Below are 25,732 nucleotides of genomic sequence, written 5' to 3'. Positions count from 1 at the left end.
TTCCCTCCTTGGTCTGCAGGTGACGGTCCCGGATGTCATTCCTCTATCCGAAGGAATTCGCTTACATGGAGAGTAAATCCTGCCAAACATCTGAACGGATTTTCATAAAGATGAGAGGAGCCCCGTGCATTCGGGGATCCCCCCGGCGGTATACGATCAAGGTCGGAAACTCGCCTTACGGGCCCGATGAAACGACGCCATCAGCCGAACGAACAGGTAAGCCGTTACGGACAGGACCGCAAGATAAACCAGAAAAGAATACCGGAGCGACCACCCTTTGTAGTCGAAAACGCCGAAGGAAGCGGCAGCCGCTTCGAATGCGGTGCCGGCAACCGCCCAAACCAGAAGGTAGGCCGGGATGGCGAGTCCCCGAATCCGCAGCTTGTCGTAGAGGTACGCGAAGAAATAAGCGAGGGGCGGATACATGGCCCAAGTAAGCACGTCCGCAAACGTCAGCTCAGGGTAAACATTCGTATCGTACAAGTCGATCGGCGGCGTGCCGAGGGAATGGTCCCAGACCAGCGGGAGGGCAAGTCCGATCAGCATGACCAGCGCGGCCACGCTTTTCGGAATTCTCGGAGGCAGAAAGAAGAATAGGACGTACTCGATGACGAGCACGATGACGTTAAACCAATCATTCGGGCCTATGGAACGCAGCATCCGGGATCCCGTCCTTCCGCATGAGATAACGGATTCCCAGCGCCGCCCCCGCGGACGACAACAGCACGATCGTTTTCAGTATCGCGTAATACGGCCAGGCGGCGGGCTTGAACTGGACGATGCCCGATAGATGCAAACCCCAGCCGAGTCCGATCATGGCCGCGTCGGCCGCCAGGAAAAAAGCCAGCTTCGCCAGCGGGCGGCGCAAAGCCGTCATTCGGCCCACCGTCCACGTAACGTACAGCGGAAACAGCCATTGCGTATAAATCAAACGGGCCGCGGCAATTTCGCCGATCCGGGGGACCGAAACCCAATGATGGTTAACGGCAAAGAAGGAGTAGGCGGGAGAATTGATGATGATCGCGGTCAGCCAAGCCGCGAGAATCTCGAAGTGATGAAGCCGCCGTTCGGTTGCGAAATACGCGAATGTAGTCAGGAAAGCGACGGCGCTCATAATGACCAATTGCATATGGAAGATTCCCTCTTATCCGGAAAAAAGTCGGTGATGTCAATATGCCCGATTCGAGGAAATCCCACACCTTTGGCCCTAACATGCTCCCGGCATGTCCGATCCCCTGATCCTGCCGGTTTAGCGTCGTCCGCCCGCGGCTCCCGTTCCCACGAATTCCTCGAGATCGCGGTCGGCTTTCGATTGGTTGCAGGCCTGGCAGGCGCACACGCAGTTGTCGGGCGTCGTGTGGCCGCCCTTGGCCCGCGGCAGCAGATGGTCGATCGTGTCCCCGTATTGCCCGCAAAAGTGGCAAACGTGCTTGTCCCGGGTCAAGATGTACCGCCGAAAATCCTTGTTGGTGAACAGCCGGCGGATCGTATGGCGGTTGACGACGACCGCCGCCCGCTCCCGTACGAGCGTCTGGGCGAGCTCCAGGTCGATTTCCTGGAACCAGCGCCGCCCCTTGTCGGTTCGCCCCCGCATGCGGATGAAGCCTTGCCTCGTAGGGATCAGCGCGGTCACGTCCGTCGGGTCGGGAACGGCATGGCCGGCCGACTCCGGCACCCGTCGGCGGCGGACATCCGGCGTTTGTTTCGGGTGCGGGTGCAGGGCTTGCTTCGCTTTGCGGGGACCGCCGCGCTGCGGTTTGGTTCCGGCAGCGTTTGGCACGGGCTCCGATTCGGCCGTACCTTCTCGGAAGTTCCGTCGACCGGCTTCGGTCACAGCGCCCTGAGGCGAAGGGATCTTGGCCAATGTTGCTGCTTGGCGGGGTCCGCGCCGCATCGCGGGAACCGCGGCTGGATCGAGAATGCGATCCGCCGCGGATGCGGAGGCGCCCCTTCGTTTGACGCAGCTTTTGCACGTCCCCCGCCTGGAGTCCCGGCCGGCCCTGCGCCCCGACCGCCGGGGATATTCCCCAAGCGGTTTGCTCTCTCCGCAAACCGAGCATATTTTCAATGCCGTCTTTCCTTCGTCCGGCATGATCCATCACCCCAATCTCACACTGCCAGTATAACACGGGGTTCCGGAAGAAACAGGCGCCAACCGCGGGAAGTTCAAGGAAGAAACAGGCGCCAACTGCTGGAAGTTCATGCACCTCCGCACCGGAAGGGAGCTGTTGGGATCGGATGCCGATGGGCATAGTAGTCGGAGAACGCGGAAAAGGAGGGAACCGAATCGTGGACAGCACCGAGGAGTTCGTGCAAAAGCTGAAGGAAAACCAGGAGAAAGCCGAACGCAACTACAATCACGCGAGAGGCAACGTAGGCGGCAAGCTTCCGAACAAACGCAAGGGTACGATGAAATAGGCTGGACGGAGGTTAAGTCGGTATGACCGACTTATCGGGTTCGTACAGCGGGCGGCGGGTAGCCTTAGGTCGGTGTGACCGACTTAACGGGTTCGTTCGGCTGGCGGCGGGCAGGGTTAAGTCGGCGTGACCGACTTAACGGGTTCGTCCGGCCCGTGCCGGGCAGAGTTAAGTCGGTATGACCGACTTAACCTTTTCACGCCGCGCCGGCGCCGGCCGTCTTCTTGCGCGGATGCAGCCGGCTCCGCATGTACAGCCAACTGACCAGCGGCGAACTGCCGACGATGAGCAGCATCCAGTTGACGACCGCCGGCTCCTTGCTCACGCTGAGCACCGCGATAAACACGGCCATGCCGGCGATGCGCCCCGCGTTGAGCGACAGCTCCCTCAGCACCACGTACTCCGCGCGCTGCCGCACGCTTTCTTCGTTCGTGCCGATCAGATCGAACACGGAGGAAGTCATCGGAATCGTAAACAAAGGGATAAACAGCGCCGTTCCCACGCCGAAGATCAGCAGCGTGACATAGTTGACCCCCGCGAAAAACGGCAAAATGACCAGCGTCATCGCGATTACGCCCAGCAGCATGCCGATCTTGCGCCAGCCCGGCTTCAGCCACCGCCCGACGGCGTAGAATGCGGCGAACGCCACGATCTGCGTGATGAGCGAATAGTTGCCCAGCTTCATTTCGCTGCCGGTCTGGATGTAGACCAACAGGCTGACCATGACCCCGAACACGGTCTCCCGGAATCCCTGGGCGATCAAAGCCCCGATCACCGGGTGCCAGGGACAGTCCGGCACGCGCCAGATCCGCACGGGCAACCCCCATTCGTAACGGCCTTCCGGGTCACGGTTATGCAGGAGAAGACTGACCAGCGCCCCCGCGAGGAAAATGCCGACCGAAGTCATGAACATGATCCGGTACCCCATTTCCCCCGAGGTGTGCGAGATCAGGAACCCCGAGGACCAGGGCGCGGCCATGCCGACCAACGCCCCCGTCACGCCCGCCAGGCCGTTAAATCGGTCGCGGTTGGCGGCGTTCGTCACCTCGAAGTAGATGACGTTGAAGCCCAGCCAGAACAAGCCCACGGATAACCCCTGCACCATGCCGAGCAGCCAGACGTAATGGACGGCTTGCTTCCCCAGCAGCAGCACGATGCCGTAAAAGACCGCCGATACGCCGATGCCGACCCGGATGCAGGTGCCGCTGCGCCCTTTTTTCGCCCAAAAACCCGCAATCCAGAACGTCAGCGCCATGAACACGTGGTTCATCAGCGTAAACCAGCCGAGCACGACGAAATTATGCGTCGATTTCCATATGTAAATCCCGAGGAACATCCCGGACAACATACTTGCGGTAATGAACAATCCGTTCACCAGGAGCAGAAGGCGAGTCTGCCCATCCAGCCGCCCGGCGCCGGAACGTTTGCTTTCAGGCATGCGGTCGGTCCCCTTTGCTTGGCGGTAGGTGCGATGCCTCTTTTGGCACCGTCTTACTCTGCCCAAAAACGAGGCGGGGGAACCGTGCGAATCAACCGGATCGGAATCTCCTCGCGAATATGACAGGATCTGACGGGTCTTGCCTGTATGATGACGGATAGAAAGACATAACTGAAGCTTCGGGAGGGTCTGGCCTTGTCCCCCATATCCGGCAGGAAAACACCGATTATCGTCGCCCTGATGACCACTTTGTTTCTGATTTCGATCGAGGTCACGATCGTGAGCACGGCAATGCCCCATATCGTGAAGGATCTGGGCGGACTGCAGTCCATGAGCTGGATCTTCTCCGCTTATCTCTTAACGACCGTGGTGAGCACCCCCATCTTCGGCAAGCTGCTGGATTTGTACGGCAGGAAAAAGATTTATCTGTTCGGCCTGATCGTCTTCGTACTTGCGTCCGCATGCTCCGGCTTCTCCCAAACGATGCTGCAGCTCATCCTGTTCCGGGCCGTACAGGGGCTTGGAGCGGGGGCGCTTTTCCCGTCCGTCATGACCGTCACGGGCACGCTTTTCTCCCAGGAGGAGCGAGCGAAAATCCAAGCGGGGTTCAGCGCCGTCGGCGCGGTCTCCGGCTTGGCCGGCCCTTATGTCGGCGGCCTGTTCGTCGATCATCTGACGTGGCAGTGGATTTTCTTCCTCAACGTCCCGATCGGACTCGTCTGCCTTTTGATGTTCCACTTCTCTTACCTGGAACGGCTGGAGCGCGGCAAAATCTCCATCGACGTGCCGGGAGCGCTGCTGTTCACGGCGGCCAGCACCTGCCTGCTTCTTTATTTTACGAGCGTAAATACAACTTTATTGGCCTGCTCCTTCGCTTTATATGCGGTATTTCTTTTCGTGGAACGCAAAAAAGCGGAAAGCGCGCTCGTTCCTCTCGGCCTGTTTTCCAACCGGGCTTTGTCGCTGGGCTTTTTGGCGACATTTTTGCTCAGCACGCTGTATATCGGGATGAACGTGTACATTCCGATGTGGATGCAAGGGGGCGCGGGCAGCAACGCGACCGATGCCGGTCTGACGCTGGCTCCGATGTCCGTCATGTGGTCGGTCGGCGCTTACTTGTGCGGCGTCTGGCTCGGCAAGAAAGGGAGCAGATTCGTTTGCCTGTCCGGCATGGTCCTGATCACGGCCGGGGTCGTTATGCTGGCGGCGCTCGGGAGCGTCCCCGTTACGGAGTGGATCGTTGCGGCCATGGTGCTGGTCGGTTCGGGAATGGGACTCACCACGACCGCCGTCATGGTGGCCATTCAGTCCGAAGCGAAACCGAGTCAGCTCGGCTCGGCGATGGCGACGCTGACTTTTTTGAACTATATGGCGCAGAGCATCGGAATTTCGTTCTTCGCTTCCGTGTTTAACCGTTCCGCTCTTAAGGGGACGGAGGAACTGCGAAATCAAGGATTGGAAATCCAAAACTTAAATGCGCTGCTCCAATTCCGACATGTCGGCTCCGCATCGGACACGGTTCGAAATGCGATCCGGACGGTCATCGCGGAAAGCGTTTCCGGGATCTTCTTTTACATCCTCGCCTTCGTCGTTCTGGCTTTTGCCGTCGTCTGGTTTTTCCGCAGCCAGCCTCCGGAGAACCGGGCGGGGGCAGGCCGGGAGCTTGCCGAAGCCGCGGATCAATGACCCGCGGCCGCTTCCAGTTGCCCGAACTGATTCATGAACATCCGGTAATACACGCCTTGCCGGGCCATCAACTCCTCGTGGCCGCCCTGCTCGACGATCTGCCCGTGGTCGATGACCATGATGCGGTCGGCTTCCCGGATCGTGTTGAGCCGGTGGGCGATGATGAAGGACGTCCGGCCCTTCATGACCTGCAGCAGCGCGTCCTGGATCTGGAGCTCCGTACGGGTATCGATGCTGCTCGTCGCTTCGTCCAGGATCAGGATGGACGGCTTCGCCAGGAATACCCGCGCGATGGCGAGGAGCTGGCGCTGCCCTTGGCTGAGATTGCCTCCGTTCTCCGACAGCAGAGTACCGTAACCCTGCGGAAGCCTCCGGATAAAAGGATCCGCGTTCGCCATGACGGCGGCGGTCCGGACCTCCTCGTCGGAGGCCTCGGGTTTGCCGTACCGGATATTTTCCGCGATCGTGCCGGAGAACAGATACGTGTCCTGCAGCACGATGCCGAAGCTGCGGCGCAGGCTGTCCAGCGTGTAATCGCGGAGATCCCGGCCGTCGATCCGGATGGAACCGCCCGTAACGTCGTAGAACCTCGTGAGCAGGTTCACGATCGTCGTCTTGCCCGCGCCGGTCGGACCGACCAGCGCCGTGCTGGTCCCCGCCGGGGATTCGAAGCTGATGTCGCGCAGAATCGGCACGTCCGCCAGGTAGCCGAACGACACCCGGTCGAACTCTACGTGGCCGGCCGGATTTGTCAGCACGGCGGCTTTCGGTTCGTCGGCCGGTTCCTCCTCCTCGTCGAGCACCTCGAACACCCGCTCCGCGCCCGCGACGCCGGACTGCAGCAGGTTGAACGTGTTGGCCAAGTCGTTCAGCGGCCGGACGAATTGCCTGGAGTAGCTCAGGAAGCTCGCGATGACGCCCACGGTGATGTAGCCATGCACGGAAAGCCATGCCCCGGTGATCGCGATCGCGGCGAAGCCTACGTTGCCGATCACGTTCATGATCGGCATCAGGAAGCCCGAGCGGATCTGCGCCTGGGTGCCGACCTGACAGAGCTCCTCGTTGATCGTCTCGAACTCCTGGATGACCTTTTCTTCGCGGTTGAACGCCTTGACGATATGGATGCCGGAAATCGTTTCTTCCACGTGCGCGTTCAGGGCGCCGAGCCGCGCCTGCTGTTCCTTGAACAGCGGACCCGTCTTCCGCGCGATCGTCCGGGTGAGCAGAAAGACCGCCGGCACGGTAATCAGAGCGGCCAGCGTCAGCAGCGGACTCAAGTAAAGCATCATGGCCAGCGAACCGAGGATCGATATCGAGCCGGTCATGATCTGGACGACAGCCTGCGCGACGGTGGTATTGACGTTGTCGATATCGTTCGTGAGGCGGCTCATCAAATCGCCCTGCGAACGGCTGTCGAAGAAGCGCAGCGGCAGCTTCTGGACTTTGGCGAACAGGGCGCGCCTCAGGTTCATGACGATGCGCTGCGAGACTCCGGCCATCAGCCAGCCCTGCGCGAAAGTGAGCGCGCCGTCGGTCGCGTAAGCCGCGATGAGCGTCGCCAGCGCGATGCCCAGCAGGGCGAAATCGACCTGCCCGGCGCCCCCCGCCATCGAATCGATCGACCGGCCGATGAGGTACGGACCGGCTAACGTGATGACCGAATCGACGATGACCATGAAGAAGATGAACGCCAGCAGGGCCTTCTCCTTGCCGAAAAGAGACCAAAGCCGCCGAAGCGTGTCCTTCCAGTTCTTCGGCTTGACGACCGCCCCCCGCCGCCCGGGATGGCCGGCGCCCGGACCGAAACCTCCCGCCCTCGGGGGCGGCAGTTCCGACGGCGCGGCGTTCGGTTTAGGAGCTTGCCGGGACATCCGCTCTCGCCTCCTTGCCGATCTGCGACCGGTAAATTTCCTGATAGCTCCGGCAGCCGCGCAGCAGCTCCTCGTGCGTGCCGATGCCGGCCACCCGCCCGTCGTCCATCACGACGATGCGGTCCGCGTCGATGACGGAGGTGATCCGCTGGGCGATGATCAGGCAGGTAATGCCTTCGGCGTACTTCCGCAGCCCTTCCTTGATGCGGCTTTCCGTCGCCGTGTCGACGGCGCTCGTGCTGTCGTCGAGGATCAGGATGTCGGGACGCCGAATGAGCGCCCGCGCGATGGACAGCCGCTGCTTCTGGCCGCCCGACAAGTTGACGCCGCGCTGACCGAGCCTCGCCTCGTACCGGTCCGGCAAGCCGAGAATGAACTCTTCCGCCTGGGCGATCCGGGCGGCTTGTTCGATCTCCGCCACGGAGGCGTCTTCTTTGCCCCAACGGATATTTTGTTCGATCGTTCCCGTGAACAGGATCGATTGCTGCGGCACGACCGCGATGGATTCGCGCAGCCGGCGCGGATCCATCGCTCTCACGTCGACGCCGTCCACGCGGATCGTGCCGGACGCCGAGTCGTAGAAGCGGGGAATCAGGCTGATCAAGGTGCTCTTCCCCGAACCGGTGGAGCCGATGATGCCCACGGTTTCCCCTGCCCGGCAGACGAACGACACCTCGCGCAGCGCCGGCTCGCCGGAACCGCCCGGATAGGCGAAGCTTACCCGGTCGAACTCGATTTTGGCCGTTTCCCCGGCGCGCCCGGCTCGGCCTTCCGTTTCCTCCGCCGACGCAGGCGCCCGTTCCATGGCCCCGTTTTCCGCGAACACTTCGCCGATCCGTTCCGCCGACGCTTTGGCCCGGACGAACATGTTGAACACCCAGGAGATCATGAGCAGGGAAAACAAGATCTGCGTCATGTATTGAATGAACGCGATGATGTGGCCGACCTGCATATGTCCGGCGTCCACGCGCCGTCCGCCCAGCCAGATGATCGCCGCGATGCCGAAATTGACGGTCAGCATGACGCTGGGACTGAACACGGACATCACCCGCGCGGCCGCGAGCGAGCGTTTCCGGTATTCCTGGTTGGCGGAGTCGAACTTCTCCGTTTCCTGCCCGTACCGGTTGAACGCCTTCACGACCCGCACCCCGGAGAGGTATTCCCTGGTCGTGCCGTTGATGCGGTCCAGCGATTTCTGCACCCGCGCGAACAGCGGGAAGCCGACCCTCATGTTCAGCACGATGAGCAGCGCGACGATCGGAACGACGACCAGCAGCACGACGGACAAGCGGGGATTCAGGTTGACCGCCATGATCAAGCCGCCGAGGCATAACAAAGGCGCTTTGACGAAAATGCGCATGAGCCCGTTCACGAAGTTCTGGATTTGCGTTACGTCGTTCGTGAGCCGGGTCATGAGCGAAGGACGCTCGAACTTGTCGAGGCTCGGAAACGAAAACGATTGGATTTTGCGGAACAGGTCGCGCCGCAGATCCGCCCCGAACCGCTGCGACACGCGGCTGGCGATCAGGTTGCGCATCGTCGCCGCCAGCGCTCCCCCGGCGGTCACGAGCAGCATCAGCCCGCCCAGCCGGTAGACCATGTCCAGATCCCGGTTCGCGACCCCGTCGTCGATGATCCGGGACATGATCGTCGGCAGCAGCAGGTCGGCAAGCGCCTCGCACATCAGGAAGCAAATGGCGACCGCGAACGGCTTGCCGTATTTTCGAATGTATGGACGCAGCAATCCCACGCCTTAGCCCCCTTATACCCGCCAAGCGCGCGAACGAATGGCAAGGAATGTATGGCTTGTTTCGCTTAATCGTAAAAAACCCGCAAGTTTCCGGGAGGAAGCCCCATAAACGCGCAATAGCGCCGGATCTCCGACATGGCTTGCTCTTCCGCGCCCGGGACCGGTTCGAAAAACGCAACGTCCACGTCGATTCCTTTTTTCTTGATCGTCCGCTTCCAAGTGCCGACGACCCGCCCGTCCGAGACGACGGTTGGCTGGAAAATCCCGTTGCCTCCGGGTACGATGCGGGGTGCGTAATCGGGATGCAGCACGGCGGCGCGGTCCGTGTATCCGAGCAGAAACTGGTCGAAGCCCGCCAGCAAAAACGTGCCAGCCGGCTTCTCACCCGCTTCATCCGATACGTCCCGGGACATCCAGTAGGCAGTGCCGCCCGACTGAACCGCTCTCAGTTCGCCGGAAGCGCTTTCCAGCGCTTTTCTGGCGTCCGTCACCGTAAGCCCCGCCCACCAGGCGAAATCGTGCGCCGTTGCGGGACCGTGTCCGCGAACGTACCGCACGGTTAGTTCATGGAGCGCCTCCTCGGCAGACAACTCCCGAGGCCGGGGCACCCATTCGTCCAGCAGCACGAACGTTTGCTGTTTGCCCTCCAATGGACCGAGGCAGATAAACTCGTTCAAAGCGAGATAGAACACGATGTGATACCCGCGTTGATTGCCGGTGGCGATGCCCCCGCTCTCGAGCAGCTCCATGAGGTCGGGCCGGGTGATCCGGCGGCCGCCTTCCAGCGCTCGCCGGATCAGCTCGCGGCAGCGGCTCAAGACGGCGTCGTCCAGCTCCAATTGTTCCCGCCGGCGCTTGAACTGCCCGATCACGCGGGGCGCGAAATGCCGGAGCATCCACTTGGCGTCCTCGGCCGGCACCGCGTGCAGCGTCCCTCTCAGCGGCCAGGTCAGCACGATTTTCCGTTCCTCGATCGCTTGCTCGACATCCGCGGCCGCCGCTCCGGACGTACGCAGTCCGATCGCCCACAGCGCCTGCCCGTAATCCTGGGCTTGCAACGCTCCGAGTCCTTTCGCCGCTTCTTCCGGCGCGGCGAATTTGCCGCCCGCGATCCGCTGGCTGCGCAGCCGCAGCCGGGCGATCGCCCGATCGTCCATGGGCCGTCCCTCCCCGTGCGAAATCTGTACAGCTATAAGATTACTGCTTCATGCTTTCGATGTCACGCGGATGGGTCCCTTTGACACCGCCGCTTCTTCGCGTTACTTTGGTTATTGTGGATGCCCGGACTCGCCGGGCGGAGGTTGCGGAGGATTAAAGGAGCGCTGCGGAAATGGATAAAAAGGTGCTGGTCATGACGGCCGTGGAGGCGGAACGGGAGGCGGTGCTGCGGGGTTTGCGCGGCGATTCCCGCTTCGAGACCGCCCTGGCGGGCGTCGGGCCGGCGGCGGCCGCGGCTCGGACGTCGGCGGCTTTGGCCGGCGGAACGGGATTTCGCGGCGCGGCGGCGGACGGCGCTCGGACGGCTGACTCTTCGGCGTACGGCCTGGTGATCAGCGCGGGCATCGCCGGCGGGTTCGCCGGGACGGCGCCGGTCGGCAGCCTTGTCGCCGCGAGCGAAATCGTGCTCGCCGACCTTGGCGCGGAGACGCCGGACGGATTCTTGTCGGTGGACGAGCTGGGCTTCGGCTCCGCCCGTTTCCCGTGCGACCGGGAGCGGACGGAGCGGCTGCACCGCGCGTGGGTCTCGGCGGGGCTTCAGGCGGGCGTCGGGCCGATTCTGACGGTCTCGACCGCGACGGGCACGGCCGCGACGGCGGCGGACCGGGCCCGCCGGGTGCCGGGAGCCGCGGCCGAAGGCATGGAAGGCGGAGGCGTCGCCGCGGCGGCGCAGGTATGGGGACTGCCGGTCATGGAGATCCGCGCGATTTCCAACGCGGTCGGGCCCCGCGACCGCTCGGCCTGGCGGATCAAAGAGGCGCTGGACGCGCTCGAGTCCGCTTTTCGATACTTACCGGAGGTGTTGTTCGCATGATGAAAATCGCGTTTTCTCCCTGTCCCAACGACACGTTCGTGTTCCACGCCTGGGTGCATGGGCTCGTGCCCGGCGCGCCGGAGCTGGACGTTCTGTATGCGGATATCGATATTACGAATCATTTGGCCGCGTCGCCCGGCGGGCCGGAGGTGCTCAAGATCTCGTACGCCGCGCTGCCCTGGGTGCTCTCGGAATACCGGCTGCTCCCTTGCGGAGGTGCGCTGGGCAGAGGCAACGGACCGCTGGTGCTGACGGCCGGAGAAAAATCGGGCATCTCCAGTCCCGCCGATCTTTCCGGCAAACGGGTGGCGGTGCCCAGCGAGCGCTCGACGGCCTACCTGCTGTTCCGGCTCTGGGCCGCTCAGCAGGTGCCCGGCGGCTTGGGCGAAATCGTCGTCATGCCGTTCCACGAGATCATGCCGGCGGTGCGTGACGGCCGGATCGACGCCGGGCTCGTCATCCACGAGGCCCGCTTCACGTATCCGACTTACGGCCTGTCGCTGCTGGCCGACATGGGCGTCTGGTGGGAAGCCGACACCGGGCTGCCGATTCCGCTGGGCGCCATCATCGCCCGCCGGAATCTGGACGCGGACCGGATCGCCGGCTGGATCCGGCAATCGGTCGACTACGCCTGGGCCCATCCGGACGCGTCGCGCGAATACGTGCTCGGACATGCCCAGGAGATGGACCCCGCGGTGGCCCAAGCCCATATCGAGCTGTACGTGAACAAATTCACCTCGGACCTGGGCGAGGAAGGCTACGCCGCCATCGACGCGCTGCTCGGGCGTGCGGCCCGCGAAGGCCTCGTGCCGGCGATCGATCCCTCCGCTCTTCGGTAATGGACTTGTACTGCTAGACGGGCGCTCGACTAGCTGCTCTCGATTCGAGGCCCCACGGCGGCGTTGCGCAAGAAAGTTATTATCAGCCCATGAGCCGAGGGGATACCGCCGATTTTAAGCATATCGCATCCTACCCTATGTACAAGGAGCCACGTTTTCCATGATGAAAAGCAAGCTGCGACTTACCCTGTTCCTGATGCTGGCCGTCACGCTGCTGATCGCGGCGGGCTGCGGCAAGCGCAACGAAGCCGGAGGCGGCTCGAACGCCGCTTCCCCATCGAATTCTCCGGCGGCGTCGGATGCCGCGCCTTCGCCTTCCGCTTCCGATGATCCCGGCGCTGCGCCGCACTCGGACAAGAACCCGGTCGTCACGATCGAGATGGACAATGGCCGCACGATCAAGCTGGAGCTGTTCCCGGACATCGCGCCGAACACGGTGAACAACTTCATTTCCTTGGTCAAAAAGGGCTTCTACGACGGCATGATCTTCCACCGCGTCATGCCGGGCTTCATGATCCAGGGCGGCGACCCGGAAGGCACCGGCATGGGCGGGCCCGGATACGCCATCAAGGGCGAATTCACCGCCAACGGCTTCCAGAACGACCTGAAGCACAAGCGCGGCATCCTGTCCATGGCCCGGAAGAGCGAGCCGATGGATTCCGCGGGTTCCCAGTTCTTCATCATGGTCGCCGACTATCCGTCCCTGGATGGGCAATACGCGGCTTTCGGCAACGTGATCGAGGGCATGGATACCGTCGACGAGATCGTGAACCAGAAAATCGACCCGAACGATCCCCAAGGGACGAGGCCGGAGAAACCGATGGCGATCAAGAAAGCGACCGTCGACACCAAAGGCGTGGATTACCCGGAACCGGAGAAAATCCAGTAACGCGGCCCCAATCGCGAGGAAACGTACCCCGCGATAAGCATTATCGCGCGATTAAGCGGCGGCCCGGACCCATGTCCGGACCGCCGCCTTTTTCCGTGCCCATCCTTAAGCCGCCGCTTGAGCCGCCTGCGCCTCCCGGGAAGCCCGGGGCTTCCGCCACATCCACAACGTCAACCCCATGTAGAAGAGCGTGACCACGAGGCTCATGTCCCCGGAAATCCAGCTCGCGGCATCCGAACGGTTCACCCACAGCTCCGCCAGCACGGCCCATACCAAATTGTGCGTCGTATGCATCATGGAAGCCGTCCAGACGCTGCCCGTCTTCAATCGCAGCCGCCCGATCACCGGAGCGAGGAACATCGTGCTGAGCAACATAAGCGGGAACAGCACCCACACGTTCTCTCCGGCGTGGTATTCGCTCGTGTTCAGAATGATCGGGGCGTGCCAGACGCCATGCACGAGTCCGTTCAGCAGCGTCGCCCGGCGTTCGCCCATTTTCATCAGACGAGGCAGCATGTACCCCCGCCACCCCAGCTCTTCTCCCAGCGATTCGAACAGAACCGATTTGATATACACGACGATCAAAACGATCGGCGCCGCGGTCCATTCGAACCCGAGCAGCTTGTCCGGCACTCTCCACTCCGACAACCCAAACCCCCACGCGGCCAAATAGCTGAGCGCCAGCGGCGCGATCGGCACGAGCAGCGCGAAAGGCCACCCCCGCAAGCCGAGTTTGTGAAGCCCGAGCTTTTTCCAGCCTTCCTTCCGGTATCCGTCCTTCGTGAATGCCAGCATCATCAGCAGCGCCGCCAGCATCGGCGTGAACATGTATAAAGTGCTGCTCATCCCCGGAACCAAGCTGAATCCGATCCCCAGAGCCAACACCAGCAGCGTGAAAAGACCGGCTTTTTCCGCGTCATTCATTTTGTCCAACATGACTCCCACTCCCAACGAATTGTCTTCACGATTCGGAAGGCGTAGGCCTCCGTTGCATTCAGAATAGGACAAAAAAGTCATGCCCGGTTAGTGACGCTTGGCTAACCGAAAGTCATGTTTTGCGTTGCCGCGCGTGCCCGAAAGTCATGCCGGACTGATAAACGGCCGCGAATTGGAAACCCTATCCTTGAAAATTCCATTCCTTCCCGAAAGGCGGCGCGTACGCCATGGCAACCGAAAAACCAGGCGGCCCCGAGTCGAACGGCATCTTGACCGACCGGCAAGGCCATCCGATCCACGACAACCAAAACATCCGAACGGTAGGCAATCGAGGCCCATCGACGCTGGAGAACTACCATTTCATCGAGAAAATCACCCATTTCGACCGCGAGCGCATCCCGGAGCGCGTCGTCCACGGCCGGGGCGCCGGGGCGCACGGCGTTTTCGAGGCTTACGGCAAAGTCGGGGACGAGCCCGTATCCAAATACACCCGGGCCAAGCTGTTCCAGGAGGCGGGCAAGAAAACCCCCGTATTCGTGCGCTTCTCCACCGTCATCCACGGCATCCATTCCCCGGAGACGCTGCGCGACCCGCGGGGCTTCGCCGTGAAGTTCTACACGGAGGACGGCAACTGGGATCTGGTCGGGAACAACCTGAAAATCTTTTTCATCCGCGACGCCCTCAAGTTTCCCGACATGATTCACGCCTTCAAGCCGGATCCGATCACCAACGTGCAGAACGTGGAACGGTTTTTCGACTTCGTCTCCCTGACGCCGGAAGCCACGCACATGGTCACCTTCGTGTACTCGCCATGGGGCATCCCCGCCAACTATCGGCAGATGCAGGGGTCCGGGGTCAATACGTACAAGTGGGTGAACCGGGAAGGCGAAGCCGTGCTCGTCAAATACCACTGGGAACCGCTCAAGCAAGGCATCCGGAACCTCACCCAGAAAGAAGCGAACGAAATCCAGGCGACGAATTTCAATCACGCCACGCAGGATCTGTACGAAGCGATCGAACGCGGCGATTATCCCGAGTGGGAGCTTTGCGTGCAGATCATGGAGGACGGCGAGCATCCGGAACTCGACTTCGATCCCCTCGACGATACGAAGCTGTGGCCGAAAGACAAGTTCCCGTTCCTCCCCGTCGGCAAGATGACGCTGAACCGCAATCCGGAGGATTACTTCGGCGAAGTCGAACAAGCGGCGTTCGGCACCGGCGTTCTCGTGGACGGCCTGGATTTCTCCGACGACAAAATGCTGCAGGGCCGGACCTTCTCCTATTCCGACACCCAGCGATACCGCGTGGGGCCGAACTATTTGCAGCTGCCGATCAACGCCCCCAAAACCTATGTGGCGACGAACCAGCTGGGCGGCCAAATGCAATATCGGACGGACCGCGCGCCGGGCCAAAACCCCCACGTGAATTACGAGCCTTCTTCTTTAGGAGGCCTGCATGAAGCCCCCCGCAATGGGAAGCCCCACGAGCCGCATTACGACGCCAAGCTCGTTCGCCAGAAGATCGACCGGACGAACGATTTCGGGCAGGCCGGGCAGACGTACCGCGAGTTCGAGGATTGGGAGCGGGACGAGCTGGTCAACAACCTGGGCGACGCGCTCGCGCAGTGCAACGAAGACATCCGCAATCGGATGATCGGGTACTTCACGCAAGCGGATCCCGAGTACGGCAGGCGCGTGAAGGAAGCGATCGAGGAAAGGCGGCGCCGGCCGGGCGCGGATGCCGAAATTTCCGAGGAACTGGGCCACCCAGCCGATCCCTATTAATGCGTTAAGAGCAGAAGCCGCAGCCGAGGCCGCCGTAACGGACTCGCGTCGCGGTTCTTTTTTTTGGAAAAAAGGAACCTCTGTAACGAAACCGCCCCTCCTCTCGTTTACAATGTTCAGAGCCGGCTCTTATTCACGGAGGATCGAAATCATGGATTGGGAAAGCGTCTGGAAGGATCATTGGCTGGAGATCTATCGATATATCTACTTCAAAGTCGGCGGCAGGCAGGAGGCGGAGGACCTGACCCAGGAAACCTTCATCCGGCTGATCCGCAGCGGCAAGGACTATGGCGATGCTCCGATCGTCGGCCTGCTCAAGCGGACGGCGATGCGGCTGATCATCGACCGTTGGCGAAGCGACAAGAGCCGGGCCCGAACGGTCGGCATGGACGACCGGGTACTGGGAGACGAAGGATCGGGCAATCCCGAAAGCCGGTACATCCGGAACGAGCAGATCCGACAGGCGTTGGACGTCTTGAACGACGATCAGCGGCTGATCGTTCGGCTGCGCCTGATCCAGGGATACTCGGTGAAAGAAACGGCGGAGTTGACCGGCCGAACCGAGACTTCGGTCCGCACGCTGCAATTCCGCGCCATTCGCAGCATTCAACAAGCTCTCGGCATCCAAGCCGATGAAGGAGTGATCCGGACATGACAGACAAACGGGAATCGCGGCTATCCGCCTTGATCGACGAAGAACCCGATCTGGAGCTGGCGTTGGCCCTGAAGGAAGATCCGGAGCTGGCCGCCATGGCGGAGACGGTCCGGCAAATTCGCGCCGCCCGAGCGTTCGAGCCGGCGTCCCCGGGATTCGCCGAGCGGGGATGGCAGCGGGTGCTGGAGGAAACGGGGACAATCGTGCAACCCCCGGCCGCCGACATGCAGGACCGGACCGTCGTACGAGCCGCCCGGTCGAATCGGAACGCCTTTCGCAACCGGAAAGGTTGGTGGACGGCCGCGGCTTCGATGTTGCTTGTCGCCGCCCTTTTGTCCAGCCCGTGGTGGAGGGGGCAACAGGCCAGCGCTTCGGAAATCGAGGTGACCGGCACCGGCGTCGTCGCCGACCTGGGGCAAGACAACGCGCTGTCACCCCAGTACGTCGGCGGAACGGATAGGGTGTCATACGGTCAAGAGGACCGCGTGATATTGTGGAACCGGGCAAGCCATCAATCCTCCCCTTTTCCGCTCGAATTCGCCTATATGCGCGATATGAGCTGGTCGCCGGACGGGACGATCGGAGCGTTCGTCGGGTACGAATCGGCGAAACAAGGCCCGGTTTCCCCGGGACTATGGGTGGTCGGCCAAGACGGGAGCAACCTCCGGCAAATCGCCAAACCGGCCGACCCTGACACGGCTTATGAAGAACCCGTTTGGTCGCCGGACGGAACGCGCATCGCGTTCACGTCCGAGCACGCTTCGCTGTCGGATGAGACCGGCGTTATATACGATCGTAAGATTTACGTCGTGGACGCGGACGGAAGCCATCTGACCGAGCTTACGGCCGGCCGGCAGCCGACGTGGTCCCGGGACGGAACGCAACTCGCCTATTCGACGGAACGGGAGCCGGGAAAGTCCGAGATCTGGGTCATGGACGCTAGCGGCGGAAACGCCCGCAAGCTGGCCGACGGCAGCGACCCCGCGTGGTCGCCGAAAGGTCCGTTCGTGGCGTTCGCGAAAGACATTGCAGAGCACCGCACGCTGCGCAAAGACGCGGACGGCAAGGAAACGTTCGGAGCCGATGCGACGTACCGCGAGCTGTGGGCGGTGAACGCGGAGAGCGGCGCCGAAACCCGGCTGACGGAAGGCCGGTTCCCCGAGGAGCTGGTGGAGGGAATGCTGAAGGAATCGGACAGCAGGGGCGAAGCTGCTGCGCGATACGTCATCAGCGGCATGACGTCCGACGAGCAGCCGACCTGGTCGCCCGACGGCAGCCGCATTTTGTTCACCCGCAGCTCCGTCGAAGAGAAAGGCCCGCATTTTACGCTTCAAGAATTGCAAATCGCTTACCGCTAGGAGAGGACCTGAAAACATGAAACGATGGATGATCCTGATCGCCGCGGGCGCCCTGCTCGCGATCGCGGCCTGCGGCACCGCCCAAAACGACGGGGGAACTACCTCCCCTTCGGCATCCCCGGCCGAGTCGGCGTCCGCGGCTTCGCCTTCCCCGGAGAAGCCGGAGGAAACCGGCCACCCTCTGAAGGCCGCGCATATCTCTTTCCAGTTGCCGAAGGCTTGGACGATCCAAGAAGGAGAGGAATCCTTCGCGTTTCAGTCGAACGGCACGCCGGTCGGCGGCCTCGACGGCCTGGGCTACTCCGATACCTTGGAAGGGCTGCTGCCCAACGGTGCCGTCGTGGAAGCCCAAACCGAGCGGAAGGATCTGCCGGTCAAGGCGACCTTCGCCAAGCTGAACCTGGAAGGTCAAGGTGAAGACGAAACCCGCGAAGAGCTGCACTACTATTTCTTCCTCCCCGAACAGAATGCGGTCTACGACCTTCATTTCGACGCCAAGCAAGTCAAGGAAGAGGAAACTCTCGCCATCGCTAAGACGGCCGTTGCCGCGGCGAAGTGACCTGCGGCAACCCCCTCGAATCGGTGCCTGAGAATCGGGCCCGCTCGAGGGGGCCTTTTATTTTGCGGCAACATTCAACTTGGAATCGCGTATTGCCGTCCAATGAATCGAGGAATCGAACCGGCCAAGGAGAGAACCCGATGAATAGAGGAACCTTGATCCTGGTATGGATATCGGCGATGACGTTTCTGTTATCCGGGTGCGTTACCCGCCCGACCGGATCCGGCGAAGCGTCTCCGCTCCGCGCGGAGGCGAGTGCCGGCAGTCAAACCGCGGAACGAGCGCAAACGGTTCACCTTCATGATGACGAACCGCAATCGGAAGAACCGGTGAACCAGCGAGAGAAAATCATTTACCTAGACGACAAGCTCGGATGGAAAGCCGAATATCTGTTTGACGGAATGTTCCGCGAGGATTTGATTTTGTACCGAACATCGGACGGGGGACAGACCTGGACGGAAATCGCGAACGGGGGACAAGAGGGAAGCACCGTGCCGGGCGGGGTGAAATCCGGCATCGTGTTCGTCAGCGAAACGAAAGGCTGGATCACGACCAACGCGCCATGGGAAGGAAAAGTCGGTTTGTTCGCCACCCATGACGGGGGCTTCACTTGGGAAGAGGTGCCGATGCGGATACCGCCCGAATTCCGGGAATCCGAGCTGTATGTTTTTCCGCCCCTGTTCATCACCGGGGACGAAGGCATTCTGGTGACGAAACCGGAGCCGGGGTCCTCACTCCTCTATGTAACGGATGATGGAGGCGATCATTGGACGCCCATGGCGGATTTGCCTACAGGGAATCACGGCGGAATGTCGTGGACCCTATCGGAGGATGGCGTTTATACGGTTGCCCAAGATCGAAACTCCTGGAGCCTGAATACGGCCGGTTCTGGCGTTTGGAGCGGCCTCTAACGCAGAAAGGCCCGCATGATGCCTCAAGGCAATCAGCGAGCTTTACTACGGTCATTCCTCGTCTTCCTCCACGTACCGCTTCAAAGCGGCCATGCGATTTTCCCAGTACTTCTCGAAATACGAAAGCCATCGCTTCAACTCCAGCAGCGGATCGGGATTCATCCGGTATCGGGTCTCCCTTCCGACTTTCCGTTCGCTGACAAGGCCGGCGTCGGCCAAAATTCGCAAATGCTTGGACACCGCCGTACGGCTCATCGCGAAATGGCCGCTAAGCGCCGTAACCGGCTTCTCCCCTTCGTCCAGCAGGCGGAGCAGCCGGCGCCGGGTCGGATCGGCGACGGCCTGGAACACGTCGTGCTTCGCCTCTCTCGCCGCAGCGTCCGCCATGTCAGCCCTCGACGTATTGGGCCAGCTTGCGCCCGATTCCCGTCCAGCCTTGGCCCATATGCTCGCGGACTTGCGGATGCGGCTGACCGAACTCGGTGACCTTCTCCGCGTCCCAGCCGCCATGGATCAGCGTGAACTCGGTGCGGCCCTCTCCCAGATCGGCCAGCTCGAACGTCAAGGTCCAATCCTTGGCCCACGCGATCGACATCCGGCGCGGAGCCTCCACCTCCAGGACTTTGCAAGGAGATTGTCCGAACGGCCCGGCTTCCAAAAGAAACTCGTGGCCGACGACCGGCTGCACGTTGCCCGGCATGAACCAGGCGGAAAATCCTTCCGGCGTGGTTACCGCTTTCCACACCTTCTCGATCGGCGCGTTCAAAATCTGGGTTTGGCGGATATCGGGAAGCTTGGTGCTGCTCATTCGTTTCGTCCCCTCCAAATCATGATTCCAAATTGCGAAACCATTTGGTTTCCTTTTTGATTATACGAAACCATTTGGTTTCACGTCAACCCGGAAATTATTCCTTCGGATCGGCGGGTTTTCTCCAGCTGCGCATCGCTTCCCGGTAGTTGGCGTCAGTGGAACCAGGCTCCGGGCTCTTCGGCGGGGCTTCCGAATCTCCCGTTCTCCACCTGCGCATCGCTTGCCGATAATCCACGTCCTTCATGCCCGGATCGGCGGCGGCCGATGGAGCTGCGGCAACACTCGGCTTCGATCGTTCGGGCTCCTGTACGGGGGCTTCGGCAGGGACGGTCGACGCCCGTTCGGGCTCGGGAGCCGGTTCAAGCTGAACCGCGCCCGTCGCCTCCGGTTTTGCGGCAGCCTGCCGGTCGCCCTCGGCAGACTGCTCTTGTTCGGCGCCCGTTTTCCGCGTCTCCCCGCGATTTTGGGCGTTAGCCGCGCGTACGTTGAACACGATCAACAAGATCAGGGCGATCACGGCGACTCCCGCGAAAAGATAAACCGGCATGCTCAGCCGCCCCGCTTTCCGGCGAATCGGGAGGTCACTTCGGCCACTCTGCGGCCTAAAGCCCGGCCGAGCGCCAGATCGTCCGCCGTCGGGAGATTGGGAGGATCGTCGGGGGACTCCTCCAGCCTGCACGTGATCCCGACCCCGTAGTAGGATCCGTACAGCACGTTTTCGGGAATGTTGGCGGGCAAGCCGACGATGATCATCCCATGGTGGAGCATGGGCGTGATCAGATTGATCAGCGTCATTTCGATGCCGCCATGCTCGGTAGCGGTCGTACAAAATACGGCGCCGATCTTGTTCACCAGCTTGCCGTGGGCCCACAGATAGCCCAGTTTGTCGATCCAGGCCTTGAGGCCCGCGCTGATCGTGCCGAAATGCCCCGGGCATCCCCAGATGATCGCGTCCATCCCTTCGAGCTCCCGGACGTCCGCCTGATCCACGCTTTTCAGATGGACATCGGCTTCGCCGGATTCCGCCGCGCCCTGCGCGACTGCCTGCGCCAGCACCTCGGTGTGGCCGTCCTCGCTGTCATACACCACGTAAATGTTCATCGTCCTCGACACCTCTGCAGTATCCGCCGTTTTCCATACCTTTGCCCCCGTTGCCGCCGAATATTCCGCCCAGCCGCTCCCCATACTTTCCTCATGCGGCAAAATCCAAAACTTTGGGCAAGGAAAGGATACCTGCCATGAAGAGTTCCAATCTCGTGCTGATCAACGTGCTCGTCATTCTGCTCATCGTAGCCGGCGGCGGCGCTGCGGTCTATTACTACATGCAGTCGGTCAACTACATTTCCACCGACAACGCGCGCGTCGACGGCCAGGCGGTATCGATCGCCGCCCCCGCCGACGGCGTGCTGTCCGATTGGACCGGCGCGGTCGGCCAAACGTTCACCCCCGGCCAAAGGGTCGGAGCGGTGCGCACCCCTGCCGGCACGACCAACATTACGGCGTCCGTCAAAGGAACGGTCGTTCAACAGAGCGCCGTCGTCGGATCGATCGTTGGGGCGGGAACCCCGCTCGCCCGCACGTACGACTTGGACAGCTTGTGGGTGACGGCCAACATTAAAGAAACGCGCATCCGGGACGTCAAAGCGGATCAGGTCGTAGACGTTTACGTAGATGCGTACCCCGGGACGACGCTGACCGGCAAAATATCGCAGATCGGGCTGGCGACGGCCGGCACCTTCTCCCTGCTGCCGGCTTCCAACACCTCGTCCAACTATACCAAGGTGACGCAGGTCATTCCGGTGACCGTCACCATCGACAACTACCGGGGGGTCGGACTGCTGCCCGGCATGAACGCGCGGATCCGAATCCACAAATAAGGAGGCTGTCCGATGGAAGAACGTCACAGCCTCGTTCCGACGGTAGCGGTGCTGATCGCCGGCATGTTCATCGCCATCCTGAACCAGACGATGGTCAACGTGGCGATCCCGCATATGATGACGGATCTGAACGTCTCCACCACGACAGTCGAATGGGTGTCCACCGGTTACATGCTGGCGAACGCGGTCATGATCCCGATCAGCGCCTTCCTCTCGGAATCCGTCCCTACGCGCCTGCTCTTCGCTTCGGCGATGGGGATGTTCACCGCCGGTTCCCTCATCTGCGGCATCGGTCCCTCCTTCGCGCTCGTGCTCGTCGGACGCCTGGTTCAAGCGGTCGGAGCCGGCGTCATGATGCCGCTCGTCACCAATATTTTCCTGAGGATTTTCCCTCAAGAACAGATGGGCAAAGCGATGGGCCTCATGGGCGTCGCCATGATGTTCGCTCCCGCGCTGGGACCTACTTTCGCCGGTTACATGATCGAACACGCCTCCTGGCGGGTGCTGTTCCTGATCATGGTGCCGCTCGGCGTCATTGCGGTCGCGCTCACGTTCCGTTACCTGCCTAACGTGCTGAAGCTGACCCATCCGACATTGGACTGGTTCGGGGCGATCCTGTCCACGGCCGGGTTCGGATCGTTGCTTTACGGCCTTAGCGAAGCCGGCAGCCGAGGCTGGGGCGACGATGTCGTCATCCTCACGATCATCGCCGGCGTCGTGTTCCTGATCTTCTTCGTGATCCGGCAGCTGACCGCCGATACGCCGCTTCTCAATTTGCGCGTGTTCCGATCGTATATTTTCTCCATGACGAATCTGGTCGGCATGATCGTCAACATGGCCATGTTCGGCGCGATGCTGCTGCTTCCCATTTACGTCCAGAATATCCGGGGGTACTCGGCGCTGGATTCCGGACTGCTGCTTCTGCCCGGCGCATTGCTCATGGGGGTCATGTCCCCGATATCGGGCATCCTGTTCGACAAATTCGGGGTTCGCCCGCTCGCGCTGATCGGGCTGACGATCACCACGATCACCACCTACCAGTTCGCCCAATTGACATCCGCGTCCAGTTACGATCATCTTCTTCTGCTTTACGCGCTCCGCAGCTTCGGCGTCTCATTCATCATGATGACGATCATGACCGCGGGGCTGAACGCCCTGCCTCCGGCGCTCAAAGGGCACGGGACGGCCGCCTCCAATACGCTGCGCCAAGTGGCGGCCTCGTTCGGCACCGCCTTGCTCGTGACCGTGATGTCGTCCCGGACGAACGAACATTACGCGGCCTACGCCAGCACGATGACGAGCAGCAACCCGATCGCGGCCGACAACGTCGCCGCTTTCCAGACCGGCATCGCCGCGTTGACCGGCCTTCCTTCCGATATGGCAGCCGCGTATGCGGGCAGCATCCTCGGCGGCCTCGCAACGGTGGAATCGACGATCGGCGGCATCAACGACGCGTTCGTCGTCTCGACGGTCATCACGGCGATCGGCCTGTTCTTCTCCCTGTTCCTTTCCCGCTCCAAAAACCGGACGAAGCCTTCCCGATGAACCTTCGGGGGCAGGCGCGTTTCTCCGGGCATTGATCTTCGGCTTCCGCAGGCGTAGGATGGTAAGTACCAAGTTCGCCCGACTCCGCCAGCGCGTGCGGTCGGGCTCCTACGATTTGCAGCGCTGAACGGAAGGAGAGATGAAGATGTCCGAATCCGATACGATGCCCGATATTACTTTGTCCGTGCTGGACCTGGCTCCGATCGTCGCGGGAGGAACCGCGGCCGTAGCTTTGCGCCGCACGCTTGATCTCGCCCGCCGCGCCGAGCGGTGGGGGTACCGCCGCTATTGGCTGGCGGAACACCACAACATGCCGGGGATCGCCAGCTCGGCGACTTCCCTCGTCATCGGCCAAGTGGCGGCGGTCACGGAGAAAATCCGCGTCGGCTCCGGCGGCATCATGCTGCCGAACCATGCGCCGCTCGTCATCGCCGAGCAATTCGGCACGCTGGAATCTTTGTTCCCGGGCCGCATCGATCTCGGACTCGGCCGGGCGCCGGGTTCGGACATGCGGACGGCACGGGCGCTGCGGCGCAACCTGGGTACGGGAGGCGACGACTTCCCGGAGCTGCTGCATGAGCTCCGCGCCTATTTCGATCCATCGATGGGACCCTATACCCCGGGCGTTCGGGCCGTGCCGGGCGAAGGCTTGAGCATCCCGATCTGGCTGCTCGGCTCGAGCGGGTACAGCGCGCAGCTTGCGGCGCATCTCGGGCTGCCGTTCGCGTTCGCCAGCCATTTCGCCCCGGAATACCTGCTCCCCGCGCTGGAGCTTTACCGCAGCGGCTTCAAGCCTTCCGAGGCGTTGGAAAAGCCGTACGTCATGATCGGGATGAACGTAATTGCCGCCGACACGGAGGAAGAAGCGCATCGCCTGGCGACCTCCTCCTATCAACAGTTCCTGAACATCGTCCGCGGCCGCTCGGGTCAGCTGCAGCCTCCGGTGGACAGCATGGACGGCTTGTGGACCGAGCAGGAGAAAGCGATGGTGCAGTCCATGCTGCGGTACGCGATCATCGGCGACCGGGAGACGATCCGCCGGAAGCTTCCGGAAATCTGGGCCGAGACGAAGGCCGACGAGATCATCGTCACCTGCCAAACATATGACCACGAAGCCCGCCTCCGCTCCTACGAAATCCTTGCGGAGACGGCAATCGGGACATGAAAGGCCGGGTCGCCGCCCGGCCTTTCCTTATTGCCTTGTGATGTTGCCGGCCAAAAGCTGCGTTAACGTACCATGTACGCTATTCCGCCGATCCTGTCTCCCTATCACCGTAATAAGGTACCACGTACGCTATTTCGCCGATCCTACCTCCCTCCTGCCGTAATAACGTACCACGTACGCTATTTCGCCGCTCCTACCTCCCTCCCGCCGTAATAACGTACCACGGACGCTATTTCGCCGATCCTACCTCCCTCCTGCCGTAAGAACGTACCACGTACGCTATTTCGCCGATCCTTTCTCCCTCTCGCCGTAATAAGGTACCACGTACGCTATTTCGCCGATCCTACCTCCCTCCCGCCGTCATAACGTACCACGTACGCTATTTCGCCGATCCTACCTCCCTCCTGTCGTAATAACGTACCACGTACGCTATTTCGCCGATTTTACCTCCCTACCGCCGTATTAATGTACCACGTACGCTATTTCTCAAATTTTACCTCCCTACCGCCGTAATAACGTACCACATACGCTATTTCGCCGATCCTACCTCCCTCCCGCCGTAATAACGTACCACGTACGCTATTTCGCCGATCCTACCTCCCTACCGCCGTAATAATGTACCACGTACGCTATTTCGCCGATTATACCTCCCTACCTCCGTAATAACGTACCATGTACGCTATTTCGCAAATTTCACCTCCCTACCGCCGTAACAACGTACCACGTACGCTATTTCGCCGACTTTACCTCCCTACCGCCGTAATAACGTACCACATACGCTATTTCGCAAATTTTACCTCCCTACCTCCGTAATAACGTACCACGTACGCTATTTCGCCGATCCTACCTCCCTACCGCCGTAACAACGTACCACGTACGCTATTTCGCCGACTTTACCTCCCTACCGCCGTAATAACGTACCACATACGCTATTTCGCAAATTTTACCTCCCTACCTCCGTAATAACGTACCACGTACGCAATTTCGCCGATTTTACCGTCAAACCAGGGCATTAACGCACCACATCCGTTATTTTGCCAATCTCTCAGTCTGCTGCAATAACACTTCGCAGGCAAACTGTGGCCAGAAGTTCGAGGGGTAAGCCATTCCTTGCCGATGAAGTGACGTTGGTTAAAATGGGGTTCCCTTTTCTCTTGTTTTCAGTATAAATTTATCCATTTTTAGACCTAAAAAGGAAGGATTTTGGA

At 61.3% G+C, this 25,732-nt stretch carries 25 protein-coding genes; 13 read left to right on the top strand and 12 right to left on the bottom strand.

All coding sequences use genetic code 11. The features are described from left to right. Positions 1-156 precede the first annotated feature (156 nt). The 3 genes from PTZ19_RS07080 to PTZ19_RS07070 all read right to left on the bottom strand — a co-directional run bounded on the left by PTZ19_RS07080 (position 157) and on the right by PTZ19_RS07070 (position 2,092). Positions 157-660, bottom strand: coding sequence for a hypothetical protein (locus PTZ19_RS07080; RefSeq protein WP_276353376.1), 504 nt, complete (start codon positions 658-660; stop codon positions 157-159). Beyond that, entirely contained in the window at positions 635-1,129 is a 495-nt protein-coding gene (locus PTZ19_RS07075; protein WP_276353375.1) for a hypothetical protein, read from the bottom strand. The genes PTZ19_RS07080 and PTZ19_RS07075 overlap by 26 nt, the downstream gene beginning before the upstream one ends. A gap of 120 nt (positions 1,130-1,249) precedes the next feature. Then, positions 1,250-2,092, bottom strand: a complete 843-nt coding sequence (locus tag PTZ19_RS07070; protein ID WP_276353374.1) for an HNH endonuclease — start codon at positions 2,090-2,092, stop codon at positions 1,250-1,252. A 197-nt stretch (positions 2,093-2,289) separates the two neighbouring features. Between PTZ19_RS07070 and PTZ19_RS07065 the strand changes: the two genes are divergently transcribed. After that, a complete protein-coding gene (locus PTZ19_RS07065) occupies positions 2,290-2,418 on the top strand; it encodes a DUF4023 family protein (protein WP_276353372.1) in 129 nt (42 codons plus the stop codon). 196 nt (positions 2,419-2,614) lie between these two features. Here the strand turns inward: PTZ19_RS07065 and PTZ19_RS07060 are convergent, their stop codons facing one another. Beyond that, complete coding sequence (locus PTZ19_RS07060; RefSeq protein ID WP_276353369.1) at positions 2,615-3,856, bottom strand: MFS transporter; 1,242 nt, start codon at positions 3,854-3,856, stop codon at positions 2,615-2,617. Between the two features lie 195 nt (positions 3,857-4,051). On the opposite strand from PTZ19_RS07060, the gene PTZ19_RS07055 reads away from it, so the two are divergent. After that, a complete protein-coding gene (locus PTZ19_RS07055) occupies positions 4,052-5,542 on the top strand; it encodes an MDR family MFS transporter (RefSeq protein WP_276353368.1) in 1,491 nt (496 codons plus the stop codon). On the opposite strand, the gene PTZ19_RS07050 is transcribed toward PTZ19_RS07055, so the two are convergent. The 3 genes from PTZ19_RS07050 to PTZ19_RS07040 form a co-directional block, all read right to left on the bottom strand. Next, the gene (locus PTZ19_RS07050) at positions 5,536-7,413 is read right to left on the bottom strand and encodes an ABC transporter ATP-binding protein (protein WP_276353367.1); all 1,878 of its coding nucleotides are present in this window, start codon (positions 7,411-7,413) and stop codon (positions 5,536-5,538) included. The genes PTZ19_RS07055 and PTZ19_RS07050 overlap by 7 nt on opposite strands. Then, positions 7,394-9,163 carry an ABC transporter ATP-binding protein gene (locus PTZ19_RS07045; protein ID WP_276353366.1) on the bottom strand — a complete coding sequence of 590 codons (1,770 nt, stop codon included), beginning with the start codon at positions 9,161-9,163 and terminating at the stop codon, positions 7,394-7,396. Before PTZ19_RS07045 ends, PTZ19_RS07050 begins: the two co-directional genes overlap by 20 nt. A gap of 65 nt (positions 9,164-9,228) precedes the next feature. Further along, on the bottom strand, positions 9,229-10,320 hold the full coding sequence (locus tag PTZ19_RS07040; RefSeq protein ID WP_276353364.1) for a winged helix DNA-binding domain-containing protein: 1,092 nt from the start codon (positions 10,318-10,320) through the stop codon (positions 9,229-9,231). Positions 10,321-10,493: 173 nt separating this feature from the next. Here PTZ19_RS07040 and PTZ19_RS07035 point away from each other — a divergent pair, with 173 nt between their 5' ends. The 3 genes from PTZ19_RS07035 (at position 10,494) to PTZ19_RS07025 (ending at position 12,923) form a co-directional block, all read left to right on the top strand. Beyond that, a complete protein-coding gene (locus PTZ19_RS07035; RefSeq protein ID WP_276353363.1) occupies positions 10,494-11,195 on the top strand; it encodes a futalosine hydrolase in 702 nt (233 codons plus the stop codon). Then, a complete protein-coding gene (locus PTZ19_RS07030) occupies positions 11,195-12,034 on the top strand; it encodes a 1,4-dihydroxy-6-naphtoate synthase (RefSeq protein ID WP_276353689.1) in 840 nt (279 codons plus the stop codon). The genes PTZ19_RS07035 and PTZ19_RS07030 overlap by 1 nt, the downstream gene beginning before the upstream one ends. Before the next feature lie 160 nt (positions 12,035-12,194). Beyond that, on the top strand, positions 12,195-12,923 hold the full coding sequence (locus PTZ19_RS07025) for a peptidylprolyl isomerase (protein WP_276353362.1): 729 nt from the start codon (positions 12,195-12,197) through the stop codon (positions 12,921-12,923). A gap of 105 nt (positions 12,924-13,028) precedes the next feature. Here PTZ19_RS07025 and PTZ19_RS07020 read toward each other — a convergent pair whose 3' ends face one another. Then, positions 13,029-13,859, bottom strand: a complete 831-nt coding sequence (locus tag PTZ19_RS07020; protein WP_276353361.1) for a CPBP family glutamic-type intramembrane protease — start codon at positions 13,857-13,859, stop codon at positions 13,029-13,031. A gap of 227 nt (positions 13,860-14,086) precedes the next feature. On the opposite strand from PTZ19_RS07020, the gene PTZ19_RS07015 reads away from it, so the two are divergent. From PTZ19_RS07015 to PTZ19_RS06995, 5 genes are all read left to right on the top strand, one after another. Beyond that, positions 14,087-15,643 (top strand): catalase, encoded by a 1,557-nt coding sequence (locus tag PTZ19_RS07015; RefSeq protein WP_276353359.1) that lies wholly within the window; start codon positions 14,087-14,089, stop codon positions 15,641-15,643. 151 nt (positions 15,644-15,794) lie between these two features. Continuing rightward, the gene (locus PTZ19_RS07010; protein ID WP_276353358.1) at positions 15,795-16,298 is read left to right on the top strand and encodes an RNA polymerase sigma factor; all 504 of its coding nucleotides are present in this window, start codon (positions 15,795-15,797) and stop codon (positions 16,296-16,298) included. After that, positions 16,295-17,656 carry a hypothetical protein gene (locus PTZ19_RS07005; protein WP_276353357.1) on the top strand — a complete coding sequence of 454 codons (1,362 nt, stop codon included), beginning with the start codon at positions 16,295-16,297 and terminating at the stop codon, positions 17,654-17,656. The genes PTZ19_RS07010 and PTZ19_RS07005 overlap by 4 nt, the downstream gene beginning before the upstream one ends. Positions 17,657-17,672: 16 nt before the next feature. Then, positions 17,673-18,215 carry a hypothetical protein gene (locus tag PTZ19_RS07000; RefSeq protein WP_276353356.1) on the top strand — a complete coding sequence of 181 codons (543 nt, stop codon included), beginning with the start codon at positions 17,673-17,675 and terminating at the stop codon, positions 18,213-18,215. Positions 18,216-18,355: 140 nt separating this feature from the next. Next, a complete protein-coding gene (locus PTZ19_RS06995) occupies positions 18,356-19,126 on the top strand; it encodes a hypothetical protein (RefSeq protein WP_276353354.1) in 771 nt (256 codons plus the stop codon). 51 nt (positions 19,127-19,177) lie between these two features. On the opposite strand, the gene PTZ19_RS06990 is transcribed toward PTZ19_RS06995, so the two are convergent. From PTZ19_RS06990 to PTZ19_RS06975, 4 genes are all read right to left on the bottom strand, one after another. After that, on the bottom strand, positions 19,178-19,513 hold the full coding sequence (locus PTZ19_RS06990; RefSeq protein WP_276353352.1) for an ArsR/SmtB family transcription factor: 336 nt from the start codon (positions 19,511-19,513) through the stop codon (positions 19,178-19,180). Position 19,514: 1 nt separating this feature from the next. Further along, positions 19,515-19,934 (bottom strand): SRPBCC family protein, encoded by a 420-nt coding sequence (locus PTZ19_RS06985; RefSeq protein ID WP_276353351.1) that lies wholly within the window; start codon positions 19,932-19,934, stop codon positions 19,515-19,517. A gap of 97 nt (positions 19,935-20,031) precedes the next feature. Then, on the bottom strand, positions 20,032-20,484 hold the full coding sequence (locus tag PTZ19_RS06980; protein ID WP_276353348.1) for a hypothetical protein: 453 nt from the start codon (positions 20,482-20,484) through the stop codon (positions 20,032-20,034). 2 nt (positions 20,485-20,486) lie between these two features. Beyond that, entirely contained in the window at positions 20,487-21,038 is a 552-nt protein-coding gene (locus PTZ19_RS06975; protein WP_276353346.1) for an NAD(P)H-dependent oxidoreductase, read from the bottom strand. A 137-nt stretch (positions 21,039-21,175) separates the two neighbouring features. On the opposite strand from PTZ19_RS06975, the gene PTZ19_RS06970 reads away from it, so the two are divergent. The 3 genes from PTZ19_RS06970 (at position 21,176) to PTZ19_RS06960 (ending at position 24,524) form a co-directional block, all read left to right on the top strand. Beyond that, complete coding sequence (locus PTZ19_RS06970) at positions 21,176-21,814, top strand: HlyD family secretion protein (RefSeq protein WP_276353344.1); 639 nt, start codon at positions 21,176-21,178, stop codon at positions 21,812-21,814. Between the two features lie 12 nt (positions 21,815-21,826). Continuing rightward, on the top strand, positions 21,827-23,359 hold the full coding sequence (locus PTZ19_RS06965) for a DHA2 family efflux MFS transporter permease subunit (protein WP_276353342.1): 1,533 nt from the start codon (positions 21,827-21,829) through the stop codon (positions 23,357-23,359). Between the two features lie 145 nt (positions 23,360-23,504). Then, positions 23,505-24,524 (top strand): LLM class flavin-dependent oxidoreductase, encoded by a 1,020-nt coding sequence (locus PTZ19_RS06960; protein WP_422614975.1) that lies wholly within the window; start codon positions 23,505-23,507, stop codon positions 24,522-24,524. Positions 24,525-25,732 lie beyond the last annotated feature (1,208 nt).

Source organism: Cohnella caldifontis (assembly GCF_029360585.1).
Lineage (GTDB): Bacteria > Bacillota > Bacilli > Paenibacillales > Paenibacillaceae > Cohnella > Cohnella caldifontis.
Note: the sequence above shows the minus strand (reverse complement) of the source record. Positions and strands in the feature narration are given on the sequence as shown.